Origin of the sequence: uncultured Megasphaera sp. (genome assembly GCF_900539295.1) — a bacterium.
Classification (GTDB): Bacteria; Bacillota; Negativicutes; order Veillonellales; family Megasphaeraceae; genus Megasphaera.
In genome coordinates, this window is sequence record NZ_UQBH01000027.1 from 1 (window position 1) to 16523 (window position 16523).

Below are 16523 nucleotides of genomic sequence, written 5' to 3' on the forward strand. Positions count from 1 at the left end.
GCCTTGTGAACAGGAGTGTCCACAAGACCCCAACATTTATTATAGAACCAAAAAATCGGACCCGCCACGTAACCGGGTCCGATTTTTTATGCCCTTGTCAGCCTTTTATAAATAAGCTATGATGAGAAAAAACGAAAAGGAACGATATGCTTATGGAATCTCTTCTCCGCTCGGTCTACGGCCGGGCCGAAGCTGAATATGTCATCAAAAAATCCCGTTTCATCGCTACGGTCTGCGAAGTCAAGACGGAAGACGAAGCGGCAAATTTCATAGAAAGCGTGCGCAAGCACTACTGGGATGCCCGGCACAACTGCTCGGCCTTCCAAATCGGGCCGAACGGCCAAATCCAGCGCTCCAGCGACGACGGCGAACCGTCGGGAACGGCAGGACGCCCCATTCTGGAAGTCTTAAAGAAACGGAACCTGACCAATACGGCCGTCGTCGTCACCCGCTATTTCGGCGGCATCAAACTCGGTGCCAGCGGCCTCATCCGGGCCTACAGCCATGCAGCGACCCTGGCCCTCGACGAAGCGTCCGTCGTCGACTATACGCCCTTTACGGTCTTTACGGCTACCGTCGCCTACCCTTTGGTCAGCACCATCGAGCGCTTTGCCGAAAACGAGGGCATCCTCATCAGCGACCGGGCCTTTGCTGCCGACGTCACCTTTACCCTCGAAGTCCGCCAGGACAGAACAGACGCCGTTGCCGAAAGCTTAACCAACGTCACCAACGGCCGCGTCAACTGCAAAAAAACGGGTACCGTCGTAAAACCGGTACCCGTCACAGAGACGTAACAGCTGCTTCGATCAGGCCTTATAGCCCGTTGCCATATCGACCATATTTTCAAGTTTTTCGCCGGCGAGGAACCGTTCCAGGTTATCGGCGGCAATGCGGGCGATGTAGTCATGGGTTGCCTTAAGGTGGTAACCGCCTGAAATATGGGGCGTAATATAGACCCCCTTAGTCTGCCACAAAGGATCGTCTGCCGGCAGCGGTTCCGGTTCGGTAACATCCAGGGCGGCCCCTGCCAAATGACCGGAAAGGACGGCTTCCCGCAGGGCTTCCTGATCGACGTTCGTGCCGCGGCCGACGTTGACGAAGAAGGCCCCCTTCTTCATGGCCATAAAGCGGTCCTTGTCATAGATGTGATGCGTTTCCGGCGTATCGGGAAGGCAGGAAGCGACGATATCTGCTCGGGAGAGATAGTCTTCGAAATGAGCCATATCCCCCATTTCATCGGCTTCCGGCGGTACTTCGCCCTTGCGGCGGCGCAGGCCGATGACATAAGCTCCCAGGGCCTTTACGCGGCGGCCGAAATTGCGGCCGATATCGCCGAACCCGACGACGACGACGGTGGCTCCGTAAAAAGACGTGACCGGACCTTTGTCCTGCCACAACGATTGATGTTGGTTGTCATAATATAAATACAGTTTCTTCATCATAGCCAGACTCTGAGCCAGCATGTGCTCGGACAAAGCCAGGCCGTAGGCGCCGGTCGCATTAGTGAGCGATACGCCGTCGGGCAGAATACCGGGCTTACAATAGCTGCCGGCACCGGCACTGTTGAGCTGCAGCCATTTCAAATTCTTGGCCTTGCTGACAAGTTCCGGTACGATGTTGCCGATAATGACATCTGCTTCTTCCAGGGCCGAACCGGCATCGCTTCCATCGCCGGGACAGTAGGTCACGTTGGCAGATCCTGCCGCGGCCTCAATCCACTGTCTCTGTTTCGCATCCGTATCCATGACAACTAAAATATTCAACCGTATCACTCCTTATTATTTTTTGCGTTGGCGGCAATTTCTTTCACCGTTTCTAATGGGCATTTAGCGACGTGGGCGATGAATTCATAGGTCACATCTTCCTGCAAAAGTTCCGTAACCAGACGAATCACGCTGCACTCTTCGCCGTCCATGTTGACGAATTGTCCCATGTTCCGCCTCCTCTGCACTATCTCCTCAGTAAAAGGTCTTCCCAGTGGAAAACAAGACCTTTTTCGTAAAAATAAGCGTTACATTTACATTTCAATTATAGCTTGTATATACTGAAAAAGATAGGCAGGGCCGGCACTTGTGACAAAACTGTTCATCGGCGGCCGAAATATATCAACTATCTGTTAATGATAGCCCTAAAAAAGAACTTATTGTTACTAAAAAGACAGCCGCTGTCGTCATGATATTTAAATCTGACGACAGCGGCCGGTTCTTATGGACAATGTGTTTCAGTTGGGCCCGTCTTATTTCGCCATGAGCGAGGCGACTTTATTGGCAAAGGCCACGGGATCATCAGGCATGATGCCTTCGAGGAGGAGGGCCTGATCGTAGAGCAGGTGGCAGTAATCCTTGAAGTCGGGATCGTCCTTGCCGGCCTGATGAACGGCGGCTAATTTACTGAACAATTCGTGCTGGGGATTGATTTCCAAGATGCGGCGAGCCTTGAACATGGGGTTGTTGGCCGCAGCAAAGGCCTGTTCCATGGCCAGAGACGGGCCGGCAGCATCGGCAACCAGGCAGACGGCACCGCTCTTCAAGCGGTTCGACAGGCGGACGTCAGCGACCTTGTCGCCTAAGAGGCTCTTCATATCGGCTAAGAGGCCTTCGTTGTCCTTAGCGAGGTCCTCGTTCTTCTTCTTTTCAGCCTTGAAAGCGTCATCTTCGAGGTCCAAATCGCCGCGGCTGACGGAATGGAAGCGATGACCTTCGTATTCGCCGATGGCTTCGACGGCGAATTCATCGACGGGATCGGTCATGTACAGGACTTCGATGTCCCGGTCGCGGAGGAGTTCCATCTGGGGCAGGCCTTCGATGGCTTCCTTATCCTTGCCGGTAGCGTAATAGATTTTCTGCTGGCCGTCTTTCATACTGTCGACGTATTCCTTGATCGTCCGGAGTTTTCCGTCTTTCGAGGACATGAACAGCAGGAGGTCCTTCAATTTTTCGACGTTGTTTTCACCGGTCATCATGCCGCTGTAAACGCCGATTTTCAGGGATTTCCCGTATTCGGCCCAGAACTTTTCATACTTTTCGCGGTTCTTTTCGAGGTCCCGCTTCAAGGACTTGAGAATCGTCTTTTCCAGGTTGCGGCCGATGAGGCTCAGTTCCCGGCTCTTCTGGAGGAGTTCACGGGAAATGTTGAGGGACAGGTCCGGCGAATCGACGAGGCCTTTGACGAAGCGCAGGTAATCCGGCAGGAGGTCCTTGCATTTATCCATGATGAAGATGTGCCGCGAATAGAGCTGGATGCCCGGTTCATAGTCGGCATAGTAGAGGTTGAACGGAGCCTTGCCCGGGATGAACAAGAGGGCTGTGTAGTCGACGGCACCTTCGGCGCGGTTGTGGAAGATGTCCATCGGTTCGTCCCATTCATAGAACTGGTGCTGGAAAAATTCGTGATATTCTTCCGGTTTGATATCCGATTTGTTCCGCGTCCACAAAGGCTGCATGGAATTAAGCGTCCGCGTTTCCGTATGTTCTTCTTCCGGTGCATCTTCGATGGTCTTGCCGTCGGCATCCTTTGGCTTTTCTTTGGTCGTAAAGTCCATGGTGATCGGATAGCGGATGTAGTCGGAATACTTCTTGACCAGGCCTTCGATGGTCATCAGGTCGGTGAAGTTTTCTTCGCTGCTGTCGCCGTAAAATTCACTGTTCAAATGAAGGATGATCGTCGTCCCGTGCTTGGGCTTCTGGCATTCTTCGAGGGTGTATTCGCCGCTGCCCGTCGATTCCCACTTATAAGCCTGAGATTCGCCGGCCTTGCGGGTGACGACGGTAACCGTATCGGCGACCATGAAGGCCGAGTAGAAGCCGACACCGAACTGGCCGATGAGGTCCTTATCGGTATCGCCTCCGTCCTGGGATTCTTTCAGCTTTTCGAGGAAAGCCTTGGTCCCGGACTGAGCAATAGTGCCGAGGTTGTCCATCAGGTCCTGCTTGTCCATGCCCAGGCCGTTATCGGAAATGGTCAGGGTATGAGCGTCGGCATCGGGCGTCAAATGGATTTCAAAACCCGTTTCCCCTTCGAGGAGGTCGCCGTTGGTCAGAGACTGATAATGGAGCTTATCGATCGCATCGGAGGCGTTGGAAATGAGTTCGCGCAGGAAGATTTCGTGATTTGTATAAATAGAATGGACCATCAAGTCCAGCAGCTGCTTCGTTTCAGCTTGAAATTCATGGGTTTCTTTTGCCATGGTAAAAACACTCCTTTGTATCCGTATTCCGTATCGTCAGATACCCTGAGGTACCTTCACATCACTATCATACAGCAAAAAGTCAAATAGTCAAGTATTTTTTCAGCATAAGCTATTTCAATGGCAAAAGACAAGGCCCGGCCTCATTCCCACTGCTTGCGGGGCCCCAAGAGGACCGAGCCGCCGATAAAGATTTTCTCCAAATTTCCCTCTCCGTCGACGCTGGCCGCGATGGCAATGGTACCGCCGGGCTGCTTCATATAAGCGGCGACCTTCTTCCGGGTCGTACAGGCCAGGGCCGCAGCGACGGCTGCCGAACCGCTGCCGCAGCTGTTTTCCCAGTAGAGGGTGTCCGTTTGGCTGACGTAAACGGCGGGCACCATTTCCTTCGTCTTGGCGTCGCAGAGGATGAGGCCGTAAGCCGGGAAATCTTCGCCGTCGACGTAGTCTTTTAAAGCCTGCCAATAAACGTCTTTATCGAGATCCTGAAAAGAGTCGACGAAGTGGACGAAGTGGGTAATCCCCGGCAGGTCGACGCGGAAAAATCGGGCCGGCACGCCTTTGACGTCGAGCAAAAGGGCGCTGACGTCGTCGGGATAAGGCATTTCGATAAAGGCTTGGTATTCGTCGCCGCCTTTATGATTGACCTTGACCGGCAGGATTTCGTCACAGCCGGAACAGGACACGCCGTAGACCCCTTCTTCCTTTTCGCCGCAGGCTAAGGCATAGGCCGCCGCAGCCCGCGAGGCATTGCCGCAGAATTCGCCGCCCATCATATCGACGCGAATCGGTTTCCCCTCGTCGAAGGTCACATAACCGACCTGCTCGGCATCGACGTCAGGCCGTGCCAAAAGCTCCGCTGCCAAGGTGCTGTGCGCGTCTTTTGGAACGGGCGTCAGCACCAAAATCGTCTTATTGCCGCTGGGATCGGCCAAAATATAATCTATTGTCATGATGATTCTCCCTTTCGCGCGGATCCGTACGTCCGCGCCGTATAGTACTTATCTCTTGCTATTGTATCACGGTGCCCGTCTTCATAGAATACGAAGATTGCCTTTTTATCCTTTTCACCAAGGAATGGACTCTCCATATAATCCTATCATCCCCCAGCCCGAAGCAAAGTCTATCCCGTCGTCCCTCCCAAGACCGAATACAGCCTGACCGACTTCGGCCGCACCCTGTCGCCTATCATCGAATCCGTGTGCGACTGGGGAAAAATCTATATGTCCGACCGAATTTTATCAAAAAATATTTCATCTAAATAAATATAACTCTAAAAAATCTAAATGTAAATTTCATAACGGCTTACTACGGCGGCTTGAATCCCTGACCTGAGATTTCAAGCCGCCTTTTGTAAACTCATAAAGTCAGACATCTTATTGTATCACAGAAAAAGAAATATTTCTCAGCAGCCGGGACTCCCTCTTCCATATTTCTCTCGGACCATAATTTCACTGACAACATCCCATTATCGTCACAATTTCCACTGCCAAATGAGCCTCTAAGGTACTTCCTCTCCTTTTTCCATACCGGACTTGTTCTTAGGATGAAGGGGCTTCTCTGCCCGTACAGGCGATTTGCGAATCCCCTCCGGTTTCACGCCAATACCCTCAGACAGATTCTGTCCTTGCTCCTAAGGTTTTCACCGTCCCTGATGCCAATCCATGAAAAAAGCCCGCTCTCTCATGGAAGCGGGCTCTTACTGTAAAAACAATATTTTATAAATGGGATATGACGTCCTCTTCTTTTTTCGATTGAAAATGCCAGGCGGCAGGCTTTGCTTCCGAGGCGGCATAACCGATCTGCATGAGGGCGACGATCTTGGCGTCCTTCATTTCCGGGAACAGCTTTTGTTGTGCTTCTGTATCGAAGTCGCTGACCCAGGCAGCGCCGAGGCCCAGGTTTTCAGCAGCCAGCCAGAGCTGCATGGCGGCAATGCTGGCATCGACGATGCCGTGGTTCTGACCGTCGGAGCGGACCCAGGCTTCATCCGCCACGTAACCGACGGCGATGGTCAGAGGGGCCTGAAAGTGGTATTTCGTAATGGCCTTAATCTTTTCAAGGCTCTCTTTCGATTCGATGACCCAGGCCCGAATGGGCTGGCGGTTTATCGCACTCGGCGCCAGCATAATGGCTTCCTTCAATTTTTCAACGAGGGACGGTTCTACTTTTTTATCCAAAAATTTGCGGACCGAATAACGATCTCTCATCAGTTGTTCAAATTCCATGGTCAAGTCTCCTTTTCGCATAAGGTCTCCCCGTCATCGGGTTATCCTCATTATACTCACAGGTATAAAATTTACAAGTACGCACATTTTTGGTACCTGAAAAATAAGACTCCCCCGACCTCGTCGACAGGGTTCGACCGACCTATTCGCCTCCTTTATGTGTTCGGGCACAAGCAAAAAACGCTGCCTCCCGGTGAGACAGCGTTTGCTTATGATATGCCAATCTGATTCTCTATTTATCTTCGTAGACCCGGACCCGCAGTCGGAGGCCTAAGTCGTCGCAGATGGCCTGACATTTTTTGATTTCTTCACTGTCTTCGACCTTATCGACGACGGTGAGGACGACGTTGGGGACGTATTCTTTGCAGCTGACGGCGAAGTGCAGCATGGAATCGAAGGACGGCAGGCCGAATTTACTCCGCGTCAGTTCAAGATACCGTTCTTTGTTCGACGCATTCATGCTGATGGAGATGGTATCGAGGATGCCGCCGCCAAAATCGGGAGCCGTGGGACGGCCATAGGCGAGGTCCGACAGGCCGTTGGTATTGAGCCGCGTCTTAACATCAGGGTGCGTTTCTTTGACATATGCCAGGAGCGTTTTCAAATCTTCCAAGCGTTCCGTCGGTTCGCCGAAGCCGCAGAATACGACTTCATTGATATGGTCCCAAGGTGCCCCATCGAGTTCTTTCTTTACTTCGTCGACGGTCGGTTCTTGTTTCAGCCACAGTGTTTCGTCTTCAGCCATCTTCTTCATCGAGCGCAGGCAGAAGGTGCACGAACAGGTGCAGCGATTGGTCAAATTGACGTACATGCTCCACGGGCTTTCCGTCTTCAGTTTCAATCCTTCTTGTAAATCAACGTATTGTCCTTGTCCTACTACGGTATAAACGATCATAATTACTATCCCCTTTTATTGTAATGTCGTCAGGTATTCTTCAAAAGCAAGGCCGGCGTTATGCGGTAAATCTAAGGTTTCCGTATATTCCATGACCTTGCAGATGAAGTCAGCTGCTTTTTGTACGGCTTCTTCTAATCCCTCACCGCGAACGACCGATGCCGAGACGATGGCCGAAAAGACGTCGCCCGTCCCGCTGCGGTCACTGCCGATTTTCTTAGTTTTGACCCACGAGGTCTTCCCGTGGTCGTAAATGAAGTTTCCGATGCACGAATCGCGGTGAATCCCGGTCAGGATGACGCCTTGAGGCCCCTTGTCGGCCAGGGCCTTGGCCATGTCGGAAAAGTCCTCATCCTTGAGTTCAGATGACGGCCGGTAGGGTCTCCCCAAGAGTTCGCAAGCTTCGGTCAGGTTCGGCGTCAGGACGTCAGCTGCCGACAGGAGACGCCGCATTTCGTCGCACATTTCCTGAGTATAAGACGAATAGATCCGGCCGTTGTCGCCCATGACGGGGTCGACGATGACCTTCGTATCCGGCCTTTTGAAGTCGCGGAGAAAGTCGAGGACCATGTCGATCTGCCGGACGGAACCGAGAAAACCCGTGCTGATGCCGTCGAAGGTCAGATCGTTTTTCTTCCAGCTTTCGATATACGGCGTCATATGGTCCGTATAGTCGTCGAGGTAGTAATCGTGAAAACCTGTATGAACAGAGAGAATCGCCGTCGGCAGGATGCAGCCCTGTACCTTTAGCGCCGATACGATGGGAAGCGCCACGGCAATGCTGCAGCGGCCGTAGCCGGTTACGTCATTGACCAGGGCCAACTTTTTTTGATGCATAGAGAATCATTCCTTATCTTTTCAGGTTGTAACCATAACCACGGAATGGGACTCTCATGAAACAAGCAGCAATGGCATAGGCAGCCGCCATGTTGATGACCCCTTCCCCGATGAGACCGGGCACCATGGTAAGGCCGACACCTAAGCTGCCGTAAAGGAGACTGCCGGCCGCCGTATAGGACAGAACCATCCAGACGGCGGATAAGAGGAAGCCTAAAAAGACCTTGAGGGACATCAATTTCCACGGCCCCTTATCGGGACGGACGGCGAAAAAGACGGCTTCGACCATGATGAATTTAATGATCAGGGTCGGCACGATCCAAATGGGAAAACCGCCGATCAGGTCGGACAGGGCCGAACCGAGAGAGGCCGCAACGGCAGCCTGACGGCGCGAACTGAACAGGACAGACGCAAAGATGACGGCATCGCCTAAATGGGCATAGCCCAAGGGAATGGGAATGCGCGGTACGAAGGTCAGGATAAAGACCAAGGCCGTTAACACGGCTCCATAGCAAAGAGCAGCAGCCGAAAAAGTCGGTGCCTTTTGTTCCATAGATGATGAATGCATGTGAAATCCTCCTCACGGGTACAGAATTCACACATTGGCCAATGTATGGTTATGATTAATCTGTACTCTATTTTAGAGTATATTAACTGTTCTGTAAATGGGACAGATTTGTTTTTTTCTGTACAGCTCGTAAGGACGCCTGTCATATGGCCAAAAAAATAGCCCCCGTAAAGGGAGCTATTTCAGTTTATTTCGTCTCTAAATAGGTCCAGCCGTCTTCCTGGCGGACTTTCTGTTCTTTCATGAGATGACCCAAGGCCCGTTTGAAAGCGGCCTTGCTGAGGCCGAATTTGGCCTTGATGACGGCCGGAGCCGTCTTGTCGCCGTAAGGCATCTTGCCCTTGCGCTGTTCGAGGAACTGCAGGATCTTTTCGGCATCGGGATTGATGGCATTTTCCTTGGTCTGGCGCAGGGAAATGTTGATGCGCCCGTCTTCACGCAGGTAGGTAATACGGCCCTTTATCATCTGGCCGATTAGGATCGGTCCGTTGAATTCGCTGCGGTGCAAAAAGGCGATCCACCGTTCGCGGGTCATGAGGTAAGCCCCCTGGTCGGTCATGTTGTAGACCGCCCCTTCGACCCAGTCGCCGACCTTGGCGTCGGTCGCAGCCCGCGAGGCCCGGCGCATTTCGTCTTCGACTTCCATCGACACGGCCAGGCGGTGGGACTTGTCTTCATAGAGCTTGACCCAGACGTATTCCCCTTCTTTGGGACGCCCCTTCATTTCGGCAAAGGGCATGAAGATGCCTCGTTCCGTTCCGACGTCGACAAAGGCGCCGAAGCGCGTCGTATTGATGACCGGCGCATAGCCGATCTGGCCTATTTTAATCTTGGGCAGGCGCATGGACGCCGTCAGTCTCCCCGACGGATCGTGGTACAAGAAGACCGTCACCTTGTCGCCGATATGGACTTCGCTCGTCTGCTGCTTCAGATGGAGGAGGATATCGTCATTGGTATTGCCCGTACCGCCGTCCAAAAAGGCGCCCATGTCACTTTGGCGCAAAACTTCCAAGGTAACGATGGTATTTTCTTGATGTGTCGTCATATTATTCACCTTCGTAGTCAATCCGCGGTGCGTCAGCCCACAAGTTTTCCAGATCGTAGTACTGGCGTTCCTGTTCGACGAAGACGTGGGCAATGACTTCACCGGCATCGATGAGGATCCACTTGCCTTCACGGTAGCCTTCGACGTGGAGGATGGGATAGCCGTTCTTTTCCATCTGTTCTTCAATGTTGTCGGCAATACTCTGGGTCTGCCGGTTGTTGCGGGCACTGCAGATGACGAAGTAGTCGGCCATGAGGGACGATTCCTTGATGTCGAGGACGGTGATGTCCCAGGCTTTCTTGTCGTCGGCTGCGGCGCAGGCGATTTCATAGACGGATAAGTCTTTCATCGGTTCAGCATTGGCTGGTTTCATGGTAATTGGCATATATGAAAAGTCTCCTTTTTATACGAATTCAAAATCAAGTATCATCGGGCTTGGGTGCTGCCGAAATGGCGTTGTTCGTCCGGCCGATGACTTTTTGGACTTCGACCGGGTCGTAGGTCCAGTAATATTTATTGTCGCTGTTCTTGCCTCCTGCGGCCATTTCACCGGGCAGGATGTAGAAATTGATGTTGTCGGCCGTGACGTTGCGGAAATCAAAGGCCAGTTCGGCCATATCCTTAGCCGGGATGTTGGAATCGATGTCGTGCCACAGGCGGTACATGAAGAAGGCATTGCTCAAGCCGAAGTCTTTCTGCCGGTCTTCATAGAAATTCTTGATGAACCGTTCCTGGCGCTGGGTCCGCGATACGTAGCCGTTGCTGTCGAGGTAGCGCATATAGCCCGTGGCGTCCTTGCCGCTGAGGGTCTGGTAGCCCTGGAAGATGTTGATATCCGTTTCGCCGGCTGCATCGCCGTGGTACATGTTCTTTTCGACGTACAAGGGTACGCCGCCGTTCATGTCGACCATCTTGGCGAAGGATTCCGGCGTAAAGGCCGCGTAGTACGGGATGGGAATGTGGAAGATGTCTTCGACGACGGCCCGGACCAGGCTGATGCCGCCTTCACTGTAGACGTCCTGCAGCTCTTGTATCCCCTTTTCCTTGCGCCCTTCGATTTTCGTATCGTCAGGCAGCATGATCAGGTCGATGTGCTTCTTGTCCTTGTTGATGGCGGCGACGCCGACGAAATTGGCCTGCTGAGGGTTTTCTCCGTCGGTGCCGATGAGCAGGACGTAGAGCGGCTTGTCGGCGCTGGTCTGGACGAAATCACTGCTGTCGGCCGGGGCCGAATCGGGTCCTTGAGGCTGCTCAGCAGGGGCCGTGAAGTGGAGGTACGCCGACCGGCCGACGAGGAAGATGGCAATGGCGGCGACGACGGCTAAGATTCGATTCAGTATTTTTCTTCGTTTTTCCTGTGTCATCGTCCGGCCTTCCTCGCTGCCGCTTTCATCATGGCGCTGATGTGGGCATTGCGGTTGATGACCGTGCCGATGAAAATGGGCTTCTTCTGGTCGAGGAGGTGGCGGATCGTCGAGTCGTAGCCTAAGAGGACGGCTTCGTCGAGGTCTCGTTCAGCAGCCTGACGCAGGGCTTCGACGCCGTCAAAATCGCGGTTCTCTTCGATATAGTCGGCCATAAAAATGATTTTTTCCAACTGCCCCATCTGTTCGGCTCCCGTCGTGTGGTGGGCAATGGCCGCTAAGATGTCGGCATCATCAATACCGTACTGCTCGCGGGCCACGGTGACGGCCGCATAGCCGTGGAGGAGGCTGCCGATGGCAAAGACCGGTGCCGGCAGATCCGTAAAGGACCGCTTGGCCAGGGCCTGCATCTCTTCGAGGGGCTTTTGCTTGGCCGCATCGTGGAGAAGAGCCGCCACTTCTGCCGCATCAGCATCGCTGCCGTAGCGGTCTGCCAAGTGACGGGCCGCAGCGGCTACGCCGAGGACATGGGTATAACGATGAGGGGTCAGGGCTTTTTTTAAATCGTCTTTAATGGCGTCTTTGAATTCTTCGTTGTACATTGATATACTCCATTTTTTCTGATGTATTCGACTACAGCCGATGGAATCATATAGCGGACGGACAGGCCGAGGCGGATGCGGCGCCGCAGCTCCGTAGAGGATATTTCCATCGTCGGCACGGGCAGTTTGAGGATGTTTTTTCCCAGCTCCCCGAAGGACGAGATGATGGTATCGATCTGTTCCGACCCGTCCGGTCGGGTCGCACCGATGAACTGGCAGAGGCTGAGGATTTCCTCAGGGTTGTTCCAGTTGTGCAGGTCGTGGATCGTATCGGTCCCCGATATGAAATACAGGCTGTGCGACGGGCCGTATATTTCTTTTAACAGGCGCAGCGTATCGACCGTATAGGAATTGCCCTTGCGGCGCATCTCCATATCGCTGACAGTAAAGTAAGGGTTATCAGCCGTAGCCAGGCGCGTCATGGCCAATCGCTGCTCTGCTGTCGCACCGCAGACATCCTTATTAGGCGTGATGTACGACGGCACGAACAGGACCTTCTTCAAATGAAAGGCCTGGCGCGCTTCTTCGGCGATCATGAGGTGCCCCAAGTGGATGGGGTTAAACGTCCCTCCCATGACGCCGAGCCTAGTGATTTCCATGGTACAAATAGATTCCTCCCCAGGCGATAGCTACTGCTAACGCATAAAGCAATAAAAATTTGGCATAGTGCCGGTATTCAAATCGTGTTTTCGGTGATGCGGCGTACTGACGAAGGGTCCGCCCGTAGCCGCGAAGGAGGCGCAGCATCAGCGGATCTGTCCCTGGCCGTCAATGAGGTATTTATACGAAACCAGGGCTTCGAGGCCCATAGGACCGCGGACGTGCAGTTTCTGCGTGCTGATGCCGATTTCAGCGCCAAAGCCGAATTCAAAGCCGTCGGTAAAGCGCGTCGAGGCATTGACGTAGACGGCCGCCGAATCGACGGCCAATTGGAAGGCTTTGGCCGTTTCCGGATTTTCCGTGACGATGGCTTCCGAGTGGTGAGTGCTGAAGCGGCGAATGTGACTGAGGGCTTCTTCGAGGGAACCGACGACTTTGACCGACATGATGAGGCTGTTGTATTCCGTCGCCCAGTCGTCGTCATCGGCAGCCTTCATGACACTGGCTGCCCGGGCTTCATCGTCGCCGCGGAGTTCGACCGTATCGGCTTCCATGACCGGAGCTAGTTTGGCTAAAAATTCCTTGGCCACGTCGCGGTGCACGAGCAGCGTTTCCATGGCGTTGCACGTCGACGGCCGCGAAACCTTGGCGTTTTCGACGATATTGACGGCCATGGAAAGGTCGGCATCCTTATCGACGTAGACGTGGCAGACGCCGCTTCCCGTTTCGATGCAGGGCACCGTCGCCGTGTCGACGACCATGCGGATGAGGCCGGCGCCGCCGCGGGGAATGGCAAGGTCGATATAGCTGCGCAGGGTCAGGAGTTCCTTGACCAGTGCCCGGTCGGTATTTTCAATGATATTGACGCAGTCCGCCGGAAGGCCCGCTGCTGTAAGTCCCTGGCGGATGACGCCGGCCAGAGCCGTATTGGAAGCAATGGCTTCACTGCCGCCGCGAAGGACGCAGGCATTGCCCGATTTGATGCAAAGAGCAGCGGCATCGACGGTGACGTTAGGCCGCGATTCAAAGATGATGGCAATGACCCCTAAGGGGACGCTGACCTTACGGATGAAAAGGCCGTTGGGACGGCGGAATTCATCGAGGACGACGCCCGACGGGTCCTTCAGTTCGATGACCTGGCGGACGCCTTCCGCCATGGCATCGATCCGCTCTTTGGTCAAAGTCAGGCGGTCGACCATGGCCGGTGCCATGCCCTTTTCTTTGGCCCGCTTCAAATCTTCGGCGTTAGCTGCCAAAATGTCATCGACATGGGCCGTCAAGGCGTCGGCAATATAAGCCAGGGCCTTATTCTTGACGTCGGTCCCGGCCGTTTGCAGGACGTACGACGCTTCTTTGGCATCGCGGCCCTTGCGGAATACTTCAGATATCATGGGAAAAACCCCTTTCTAATACATGACGACCAAATTATCGCGGTGAATGACTTCGTCGAAAATGCCGTTGTGGCCGAGGACCTTGGCAATATCTGCCGACTGGCGGCCCTTGATGGCATTGATGTGGACGCTGCCGTAGTTGGAAATGCCTTTGGCGATGGTCAAGCCGTCGTAGACGACGCTGACGATATCCCCTTCTTCAAAAAGGCCTTCGACAGCCGTAATGCCTACGGGAAGGAGGCTCGAGCCTTTTTCGATGATGGCGTCGCGGCAGCCCTTGTCGACGATGAGTTTCCCCGTCGCCTTACTGCCGGAAACGAGCCAGCGCTTCTTCGAGTGGAGCGGTGTTTCCTTGGCTTTGAACAAGGTCCCGATTTCTTCGCCAGCGCAGATGCGGCTGACGATGTCTTCTTCACTCCCGGAGGCGATGACCATATCGACGTCGGCAGCGGTGGCAATGGCGGCAGCCTGGATTTTAGTGTACATGCCGCCCGTTCCCATAGCCGACCCGGCGTCGCCGGCGATGTCGTAGATGTGCTTGTCGATGTTGTCGACGTAAGAAATGATTTTGGCATCGTCGTGAGTTCTGGGATTGTCCGTATAGAGGCCGTCGATGTCCGACAAGAGGATCAGGAGATTGGCGTCGACGAGGCCGCTGACCATGGCCGACAAGGTGTCGTTGTCGCCGATTTTATACTCATCGACGGCGACGACGTCATTTTCATTGATGATGGGAATGATGCCCATATCGATCATGGTCAAGAGGGCATTGCGCGAGTGCATGAATTTGCTGCGGTCCTGCGAGTCCATGCGGGTCAGGAGGACCTGGCCGACGACTTGGCCGTATTCGCGGAACAGCCGTTCATAGGTGTGCATGAGGACGCCTTGTCCGACAGCGGCCAGAGCCTGCTTTTCCCGGATCGACTGCGGTCGTTGGTCCAGGTGGAGCGGCGCCATGCCGGCGTTGGTCGCCCCGGAGCTGACCAAAATCATTTCTTTCCCCTGATTTTGCAGGTCTGCCAATTCTCGGACTAAATGCTCCATGCGGCGGTAATTCAATTTACCCGTCCCATGGGAAATCGTACTGGACCCGACCTTAACGACGATGCGCTTCTTGTGGTCGAAATCCCTGCGTCTGCTGTTCACCATGCCTCACGTCCTAGTCTTTAATAAATTCGTATTTCGATTTCTTGTCTTTCTTCTTGAATAAGATGCCGTAGTGGCCGATGACCTGAATCAGTTCGGCACCGAGCATGTCGGCCAGATCTTCCATCGTTTCTTTCGTCGGAAGGTTGGCGTTGTTGAGGACGTGGGCCTTAATCAGTTCCCGCGCCGTAATGGCCGCTCTGGCACTGTCGATGACGGCGTCGCTTAAGCCGTCCTTTCCGATTTGGACGACGGCCGGCATGAGGCTGGCCATCCCCCGTAACTGCTGTCTGTCTTTATTATTCATATACTTCTCCCTTTATTTGTGGTATTCGAATTCCATGGCATAAATGCGGACCGTATTGCCTTCCTGAATGCCGTGTTCCTGAAGGAGCTTATCGAGTTCCATATAGCGCCAGATGCGCTGGAAACGGCGCAGGGACTGGTCGTCGTCGAAGTTGGTCATAGCCACCAGATTTTCGATGCGGGCACCGGTGATGACGAAGGCTCCGTCCGTATCGCGGGTCACTTCGAAGTCCGGCTTGTTCTGAGCCTTATAGACGACTTCTTCCGTCGTTTCATCGGCTTCTTCGACGTATTCTTCAAGGAGGGTCCAGACCCGTTCCAGGAGGCGGTCCATACCGTCGCCGTTCATGGCGCAGATGGGATAGACTTCGACACCTTTAGCCGCCATATAGTCCATGAGGCGTTCGAGATTGTCTGAATCATCGTCTAAGAGGTCAATTTTATTGGCCGCTACGATTTGAAGCTTGCGCGACAATTTTTCGCTGTATTTGGCAAGTTCGGCATTGATCTTTTCATAGTCGTCGATGGGATCGCGGCCTTCCATGCCCGAGACGTCGAGGACGTGGATGAGGATCTTGGTCCGTTCGATATGGCGCAGGAAGTCATGACCGAGGCCGACGCCTTCACTGGCACCGTCGATGAGGCCGGGAATGTCGGCCATGACGAAGCTGCGGTGATCGGGCAGGTCGACGACGCCGAGGATCGGGTTGAGGGTCGTAAAGTGGTAGGCGGCGACTTCCGGCTGAGCTGCCGAAACTTTCCGCAGGATGCTCGACTTGCCGACGCTGGGATAGCCCAAGAGGCCGACGTCCGCCAAGACTTTCAATTCGAGACGCAGCCACCGTTCTTCTCCCGGTTCGCCTCGTTCGGCAAAGGTCGGCGTCCGATTGGCGCTGGTACGGAAATGCCAGTTGCCCCGGCCGCCGCGGCCGCCTTTAGCGACGATAGCCTGCTGGCCGTCCCGCGATAAGTCGGCCATGATCTGGCCCGATTCTTCATCCTTTACGATGGTTCCCAAAGGAACGGTAATCAATAAGTCTTCGGCGTTTCTGCCGTACTTGTTGCTGCCTTCGCCCTTTCCGCCGGGCTTGGCCTTGAACAGGCGGCGATAGCGGAAGTCGACGAGGGTGTTGACGTTGCGGTCAGCGACGAGGACGACGTTGCCGCCCTGGCCGCCGTCGCCGCCGTTCGGTCCGCCCTTGGGGACGAACTTTTCATGACGAAAACTGCTCATGCCGTCGCCGCCCTTGCCGGACTGTACAAAAATTCTTGCTCTGTCTATAAACATAGGTCACCTCATACGAAAATACATGGGGATACAGAAAGAGACACAGCATACATATACCATGTCTCCT

18 protein-coding genes and 1 pseudogene are annotated in these 16523 nt (G+C 54.0%); 2 read left to right on the plus strand and 17 right to left on the minus strand.

From position 1 onward, the window contains the following. Positions 1–146 precede the first annotated feature (146 nt). Complete coding sequence (locus QZQ46_RS08610; protein ID WP_366134605.1) at positions 147–794, plus strand: YigZ family protein; 648 nt, start codon at positions 147–149, stop codon at positions 792–794. Positions 795–806: 12 nt separating this feature from the next. On the opposite strand, the gene QZQ46_RS08615 is transcribed toward QZQ46_RS08610, so the two are convergent. From QZQ46_RS08615 to QZQ46_RS08630, 4 genes are all read right to left on the minus strand, one after another. Further along, entirely contained in the window at positions 807–1763 is a 957-nt protein-coding gene (locus tag QZQ46_RS08615; RefSeq protein WP_296828902.1) for a D-2-hydroxyacid dehydrogenase, read from the minus strand. Positions 1764–1768: 5 nt separating this feature from the next. Further along, complete coding sequence (locus tag QZQ46_RS08620; RefSeq protein ID WP_296828904.1) at positions 1769–1933, minus strand: hypothetical protein; 165 nt, start codon at positions 1931–1933, stop codon at positions 1769–1771. Positions 1934–2236: 303 nt separating this feature from the next. Beyond that, on the minus strand, positions 2237–4186 hold the full coding sequence (gene htpG, locus QZQ46_RS08625) for a molecular chaperone HtpG (RefSeq protein WP_296828906.1): 1950 nt from the start codon (positions 4184–4186) through the stop codon (positions 2237–2239). Between the two features lie 143 nt (positions 4187–4329). Further along, entirely contained in the window at positions 4330–5139 is an 810-nt protein-coding gene (locus tag QZQ46_RS08630; RefSeq protein ID WP_296828908.1) for a hypothetical protein, read from the minus strand. A 165-nt stretch (positions 5140–5304) separates the two neighbouring features. On the opposite strand from QZQ46_RS08630, the pseudogene QZQ46_RS08635 reads away from it, so the two are divergent. After that, a pseudogene (locus QZQ46_RS08635) lies at positions 5305–5451 on the plus strand (winged helix-turn-helix transcriptional regulator); the annotation flags it as partial. A 453-nt stretch (positions 5452–5904) separates the two neighbouring features. On the opposite strand, the gene QZQ46_RS08640 reads toward QZQ46_RS08635, so the two are convergent. The 13 genes from QZQ46_RS08640 to obgE form a co-directional block, all read right to left on the minus strand. Next, positions 5905–6414 carry a nitroreductase family protein gene (locus QZQ46_RS08640; RefSeq protein ID WP_296828910.1) on the minus strand — a complete coding sequence of 170 codons (510 nt, stop codon included), beginning with the start codon at positions 6412–6414 and terminating at the stop codon, positions 5905–5907. 232 nt (positions 6415–6646) lie between these two features. After that, complete coding sequence (locus tag QZQ46_RS08645) at positions 6647–7309, minus strand: TatD family nuclease-associated radical SAM protein (protein ID WP_296828912.1); 663 nt, start codon at positions 7307–7309, stop codon at positions 6647–6649. Between the two features lie 15 nt (positions 7310–7324). Then, positions 7325–8146, minus strand: coding sequence for a pyridoxamine kinase (locus QZQ46_RS08650; RefSeq protein ID WP_296828915.1), 822 nt, complete (start codon positions 8144–8146; stop codon positions 7325–7327). 13 nt (positions 8147–8159) lie between these two features. Beyond that, entirely contained in the window at positions 8160–8714 is a 555-nt protein-coding gene (locus tag QZQ46_RS08655) for an ECF transporter S component (protein WP_296828917.1), read from the minus strand. Positions 8715–8901: 187 nt separating this feature from the next. Next, positions 8902–9759, minus strand: a complete 858-nt coding sequence (locus QZQ46_RS08660) for a S1 RNA-binding domain-containing protein (RefSeq protein WP_296828919.1) — start codon at positions 9757–9759, stop codon at positions 8902–8904. A 1-nt stretch (position 9760) separates the two neighbouring features. After that, a complete protein-coding gene (gene rsfS, locus QZQ46_RS08665) occupies positions 9761–10144 on the minus strand; it encodes a ribosome silencing factor (RefSeq protein WP_292280350.1) in 384 nt (127 codons plus the stop codon). A 34-nt stretch (positions 10145–10178) separates the two neighbouring features. Next, positions 10179–11123 carry an LCP family protein gene (locus QZQ46_RS08670; RefSeq protein WP_296828922.1) on the minus strand — a complete coding sequence of 315 codons (945 nt, stop codon included), beginning with the start codon at positions 11121–11123 and terminating at the stop codon, positions 10179–10181. After that, complete coding sequence (gene yqeK / locus QZQ46_RS08675; RefSeq protein ID WP_296828924.1) at positions 11120–11725, minus strand: bis(5'-nucleosyl)-tetraphosphatase (symmetrical) YqeK; 606 nt, start codon at positions 11723–11725, stop codon at positions 11120–11122. The genes QZQ46_RS08670 and yqeK overlap by 4 nt, the downstream gene beginning before the upstream one ends. Beyond that, entirely contained in the window at positions 11683–12324 is a 642-nt protein-coding gene (gene nadD, locus QZQ46_RS08680) for a nicotinate-nucleotide adenylyltransferase (RefSeq protein ID WP_296828926.1), read from the minus strand. Before nadD ends, yqeK begins: the two co-directional genes overlap by 43 nt. A 147-nt stretch (positions 12325–12471) precedes the next feature. Continuing rightward, positions 12472–13716, minus strand: a complete 1245-nt coding sequence (locus tag QZQ46_RS08685) for a glutamate-5-semialdehyde dehydrogenase (protein WP_296828928.1) — start codon at positions 13714–13716, stop codon at positions 12472–12474. A 15-nt stretch (positions 13717–13731) separates the two neighbouring features. Continuing rightward, positions 13732–14862, minus strand: coding sequence for a glutamate 5-kinase (gene proB / locus QZQ46_RS08690; protein ID WP_296828967.1), 1131 nt, complete (start codon positions 14860–14862; stop codon positions 13732–13734). 13 nt (positions 14863–14875) lie between these two features. After that, entirely contained in the window at positions 14876–15169 is a 294-nt protein-coding gene (locus tag QZQ46_RS08695; protein ID WP_044503078.1) for a YhbY family RNA-binding protein, read from the minus strand. Positions 15170–15181: 12 nt separating this feature from the next. Continuing rightward, the gene (obgE, locus tag QZQ46_RS08700; protein ID WP_296828930.1) at positions 15182–16456 is read right to left on the minus strand and encodes a GTPase ObgE; all 1275 of its coding nucleotides are present in this window, start codon (positions 16454–16456) and stop codon (positions 15182–15184) included. Positions 16457–16523: the final 67 nt, after the last annotated feature.

What these genes read in the sequence shown, in the direction of transcription:
- QZQ46_RS08695 (WP_044503078.1), bottom strand. Translation starts at nt 15,169, where the DNA reads ATGAATAATAAAGACAGACAGCAGTTACGGGGGATGGCCAGCCTCATG.
- rsfS (WP_292280350.1), bottom strand. Translation starts at nt 10,144, where the DNA reads ATGCCAATTACCATGAAACCAGCCAATGCTGAACCGATGAAAGACTTA.
- QZQ46_RS08630 (WP_296828908.1), bottom strand. Translation starts at nt 5,139, where the DNA reads ATGACAATAGATTATATTTTGGCCGATCCCAGCGGCAATAAGACGATT.
- QZQ46_RS08645 (WP_296828912.1), bottom strand. Translation starts at nt 7,309, where the DNA reads ATGATCGTTTATACCGTAGTAGGACAAGGACAATACGTTGATTTACAA.
- QZQ46_RS08660 (WP_296828919.1), bottom strand. Translation starts at nt 9,759, where the DNA reads ATGACGACACATCAAGAAAATACCATCGTTACCTTGGAAGTTTTGCGC.
- nadD (WP_296828926.1), bottom strand. Translation starts at nt 12,324, where the DNA reads ATGGAAATCACTAGGCTCGGCGTCATGGGAGGGACGTTTAACCCCATC.
- QZQ46_RS08610 (WP_366134605.1), top strand. Translation starts at nt 147, where the DNA reads ATGCTTATGGAATCTCTTCTCCGCTCGGTCTACGGCCGGGCCGAAGCT.
- obgE (WP_296828930.1), bottom strand. Translation starts at nt 16,456, where the DNA reads ATGTTTATAGACAGAGCAAGAATTTTTGTACAGTCCGGCAAGGGCGGC.
- QZQ46_RS08650 (WP_296828915.1), bottom strand. Translation starts at nt 8,146, where the DNA reads ATGCATCAAAAAAAGTTGGCCCTGGTCAATGACGTAACCGGCTACGGC.
- htpG (WP_296828906.1), bottom strand. Translation starts at nt 4,186, where the DNA reads ATGGCAAAAGAAACCCATGAATTTCAAGCTGAAACGAAGCAGCTGCTG.
- QZQ46_RS08655 (WP_296828917.1), bottom strand. Translation starts at nt 8,714, where the DNA reads ATGCATTCATCATCTATGGAACAAAAGGCACCGACTTTTTCGGCTGCT.
- QZQ46_RS08670 (WP_296828922.1), bottom strand. Translation starts at nt 11,123, where the DNA reads ATGACACAGGAAAAACGAAGAAAAATACTGAATCGAATCTTAGCCGTC.
- yqeK (WP_296828924.1), bottom strand. Translation starts at nt 11,725, where the DNA reads ATGTACAACGAAGAATTCAAAGACGCCATTAAAGACGATTTAAAAAAA.
- QZQ46_RS08685 (WP_296828928.1), bottom strand. Translation starts at nt 13,716, where the DNA reads ATGATATCTGAAGTATTCCGCAAGGGCCGCGATGCCAAAGAAGCGTCG.
- QZQ46_RS08620 (WP_296828904.1), bottom strand. Translation starts at nt 1,933, where the DNA reads ATGGGACAATTCGTCAACATGGACGGCGAAGAGTGCAGCGTGATTCGT.
- QZQ46_RS08640 (WP_296828910.1), bottom strand. Translation starts at nt 6,414, where the DNA reads ATGGAATTTGAACAACTGATGAGAGATCGTTATTCGGTCCGCAAATTT.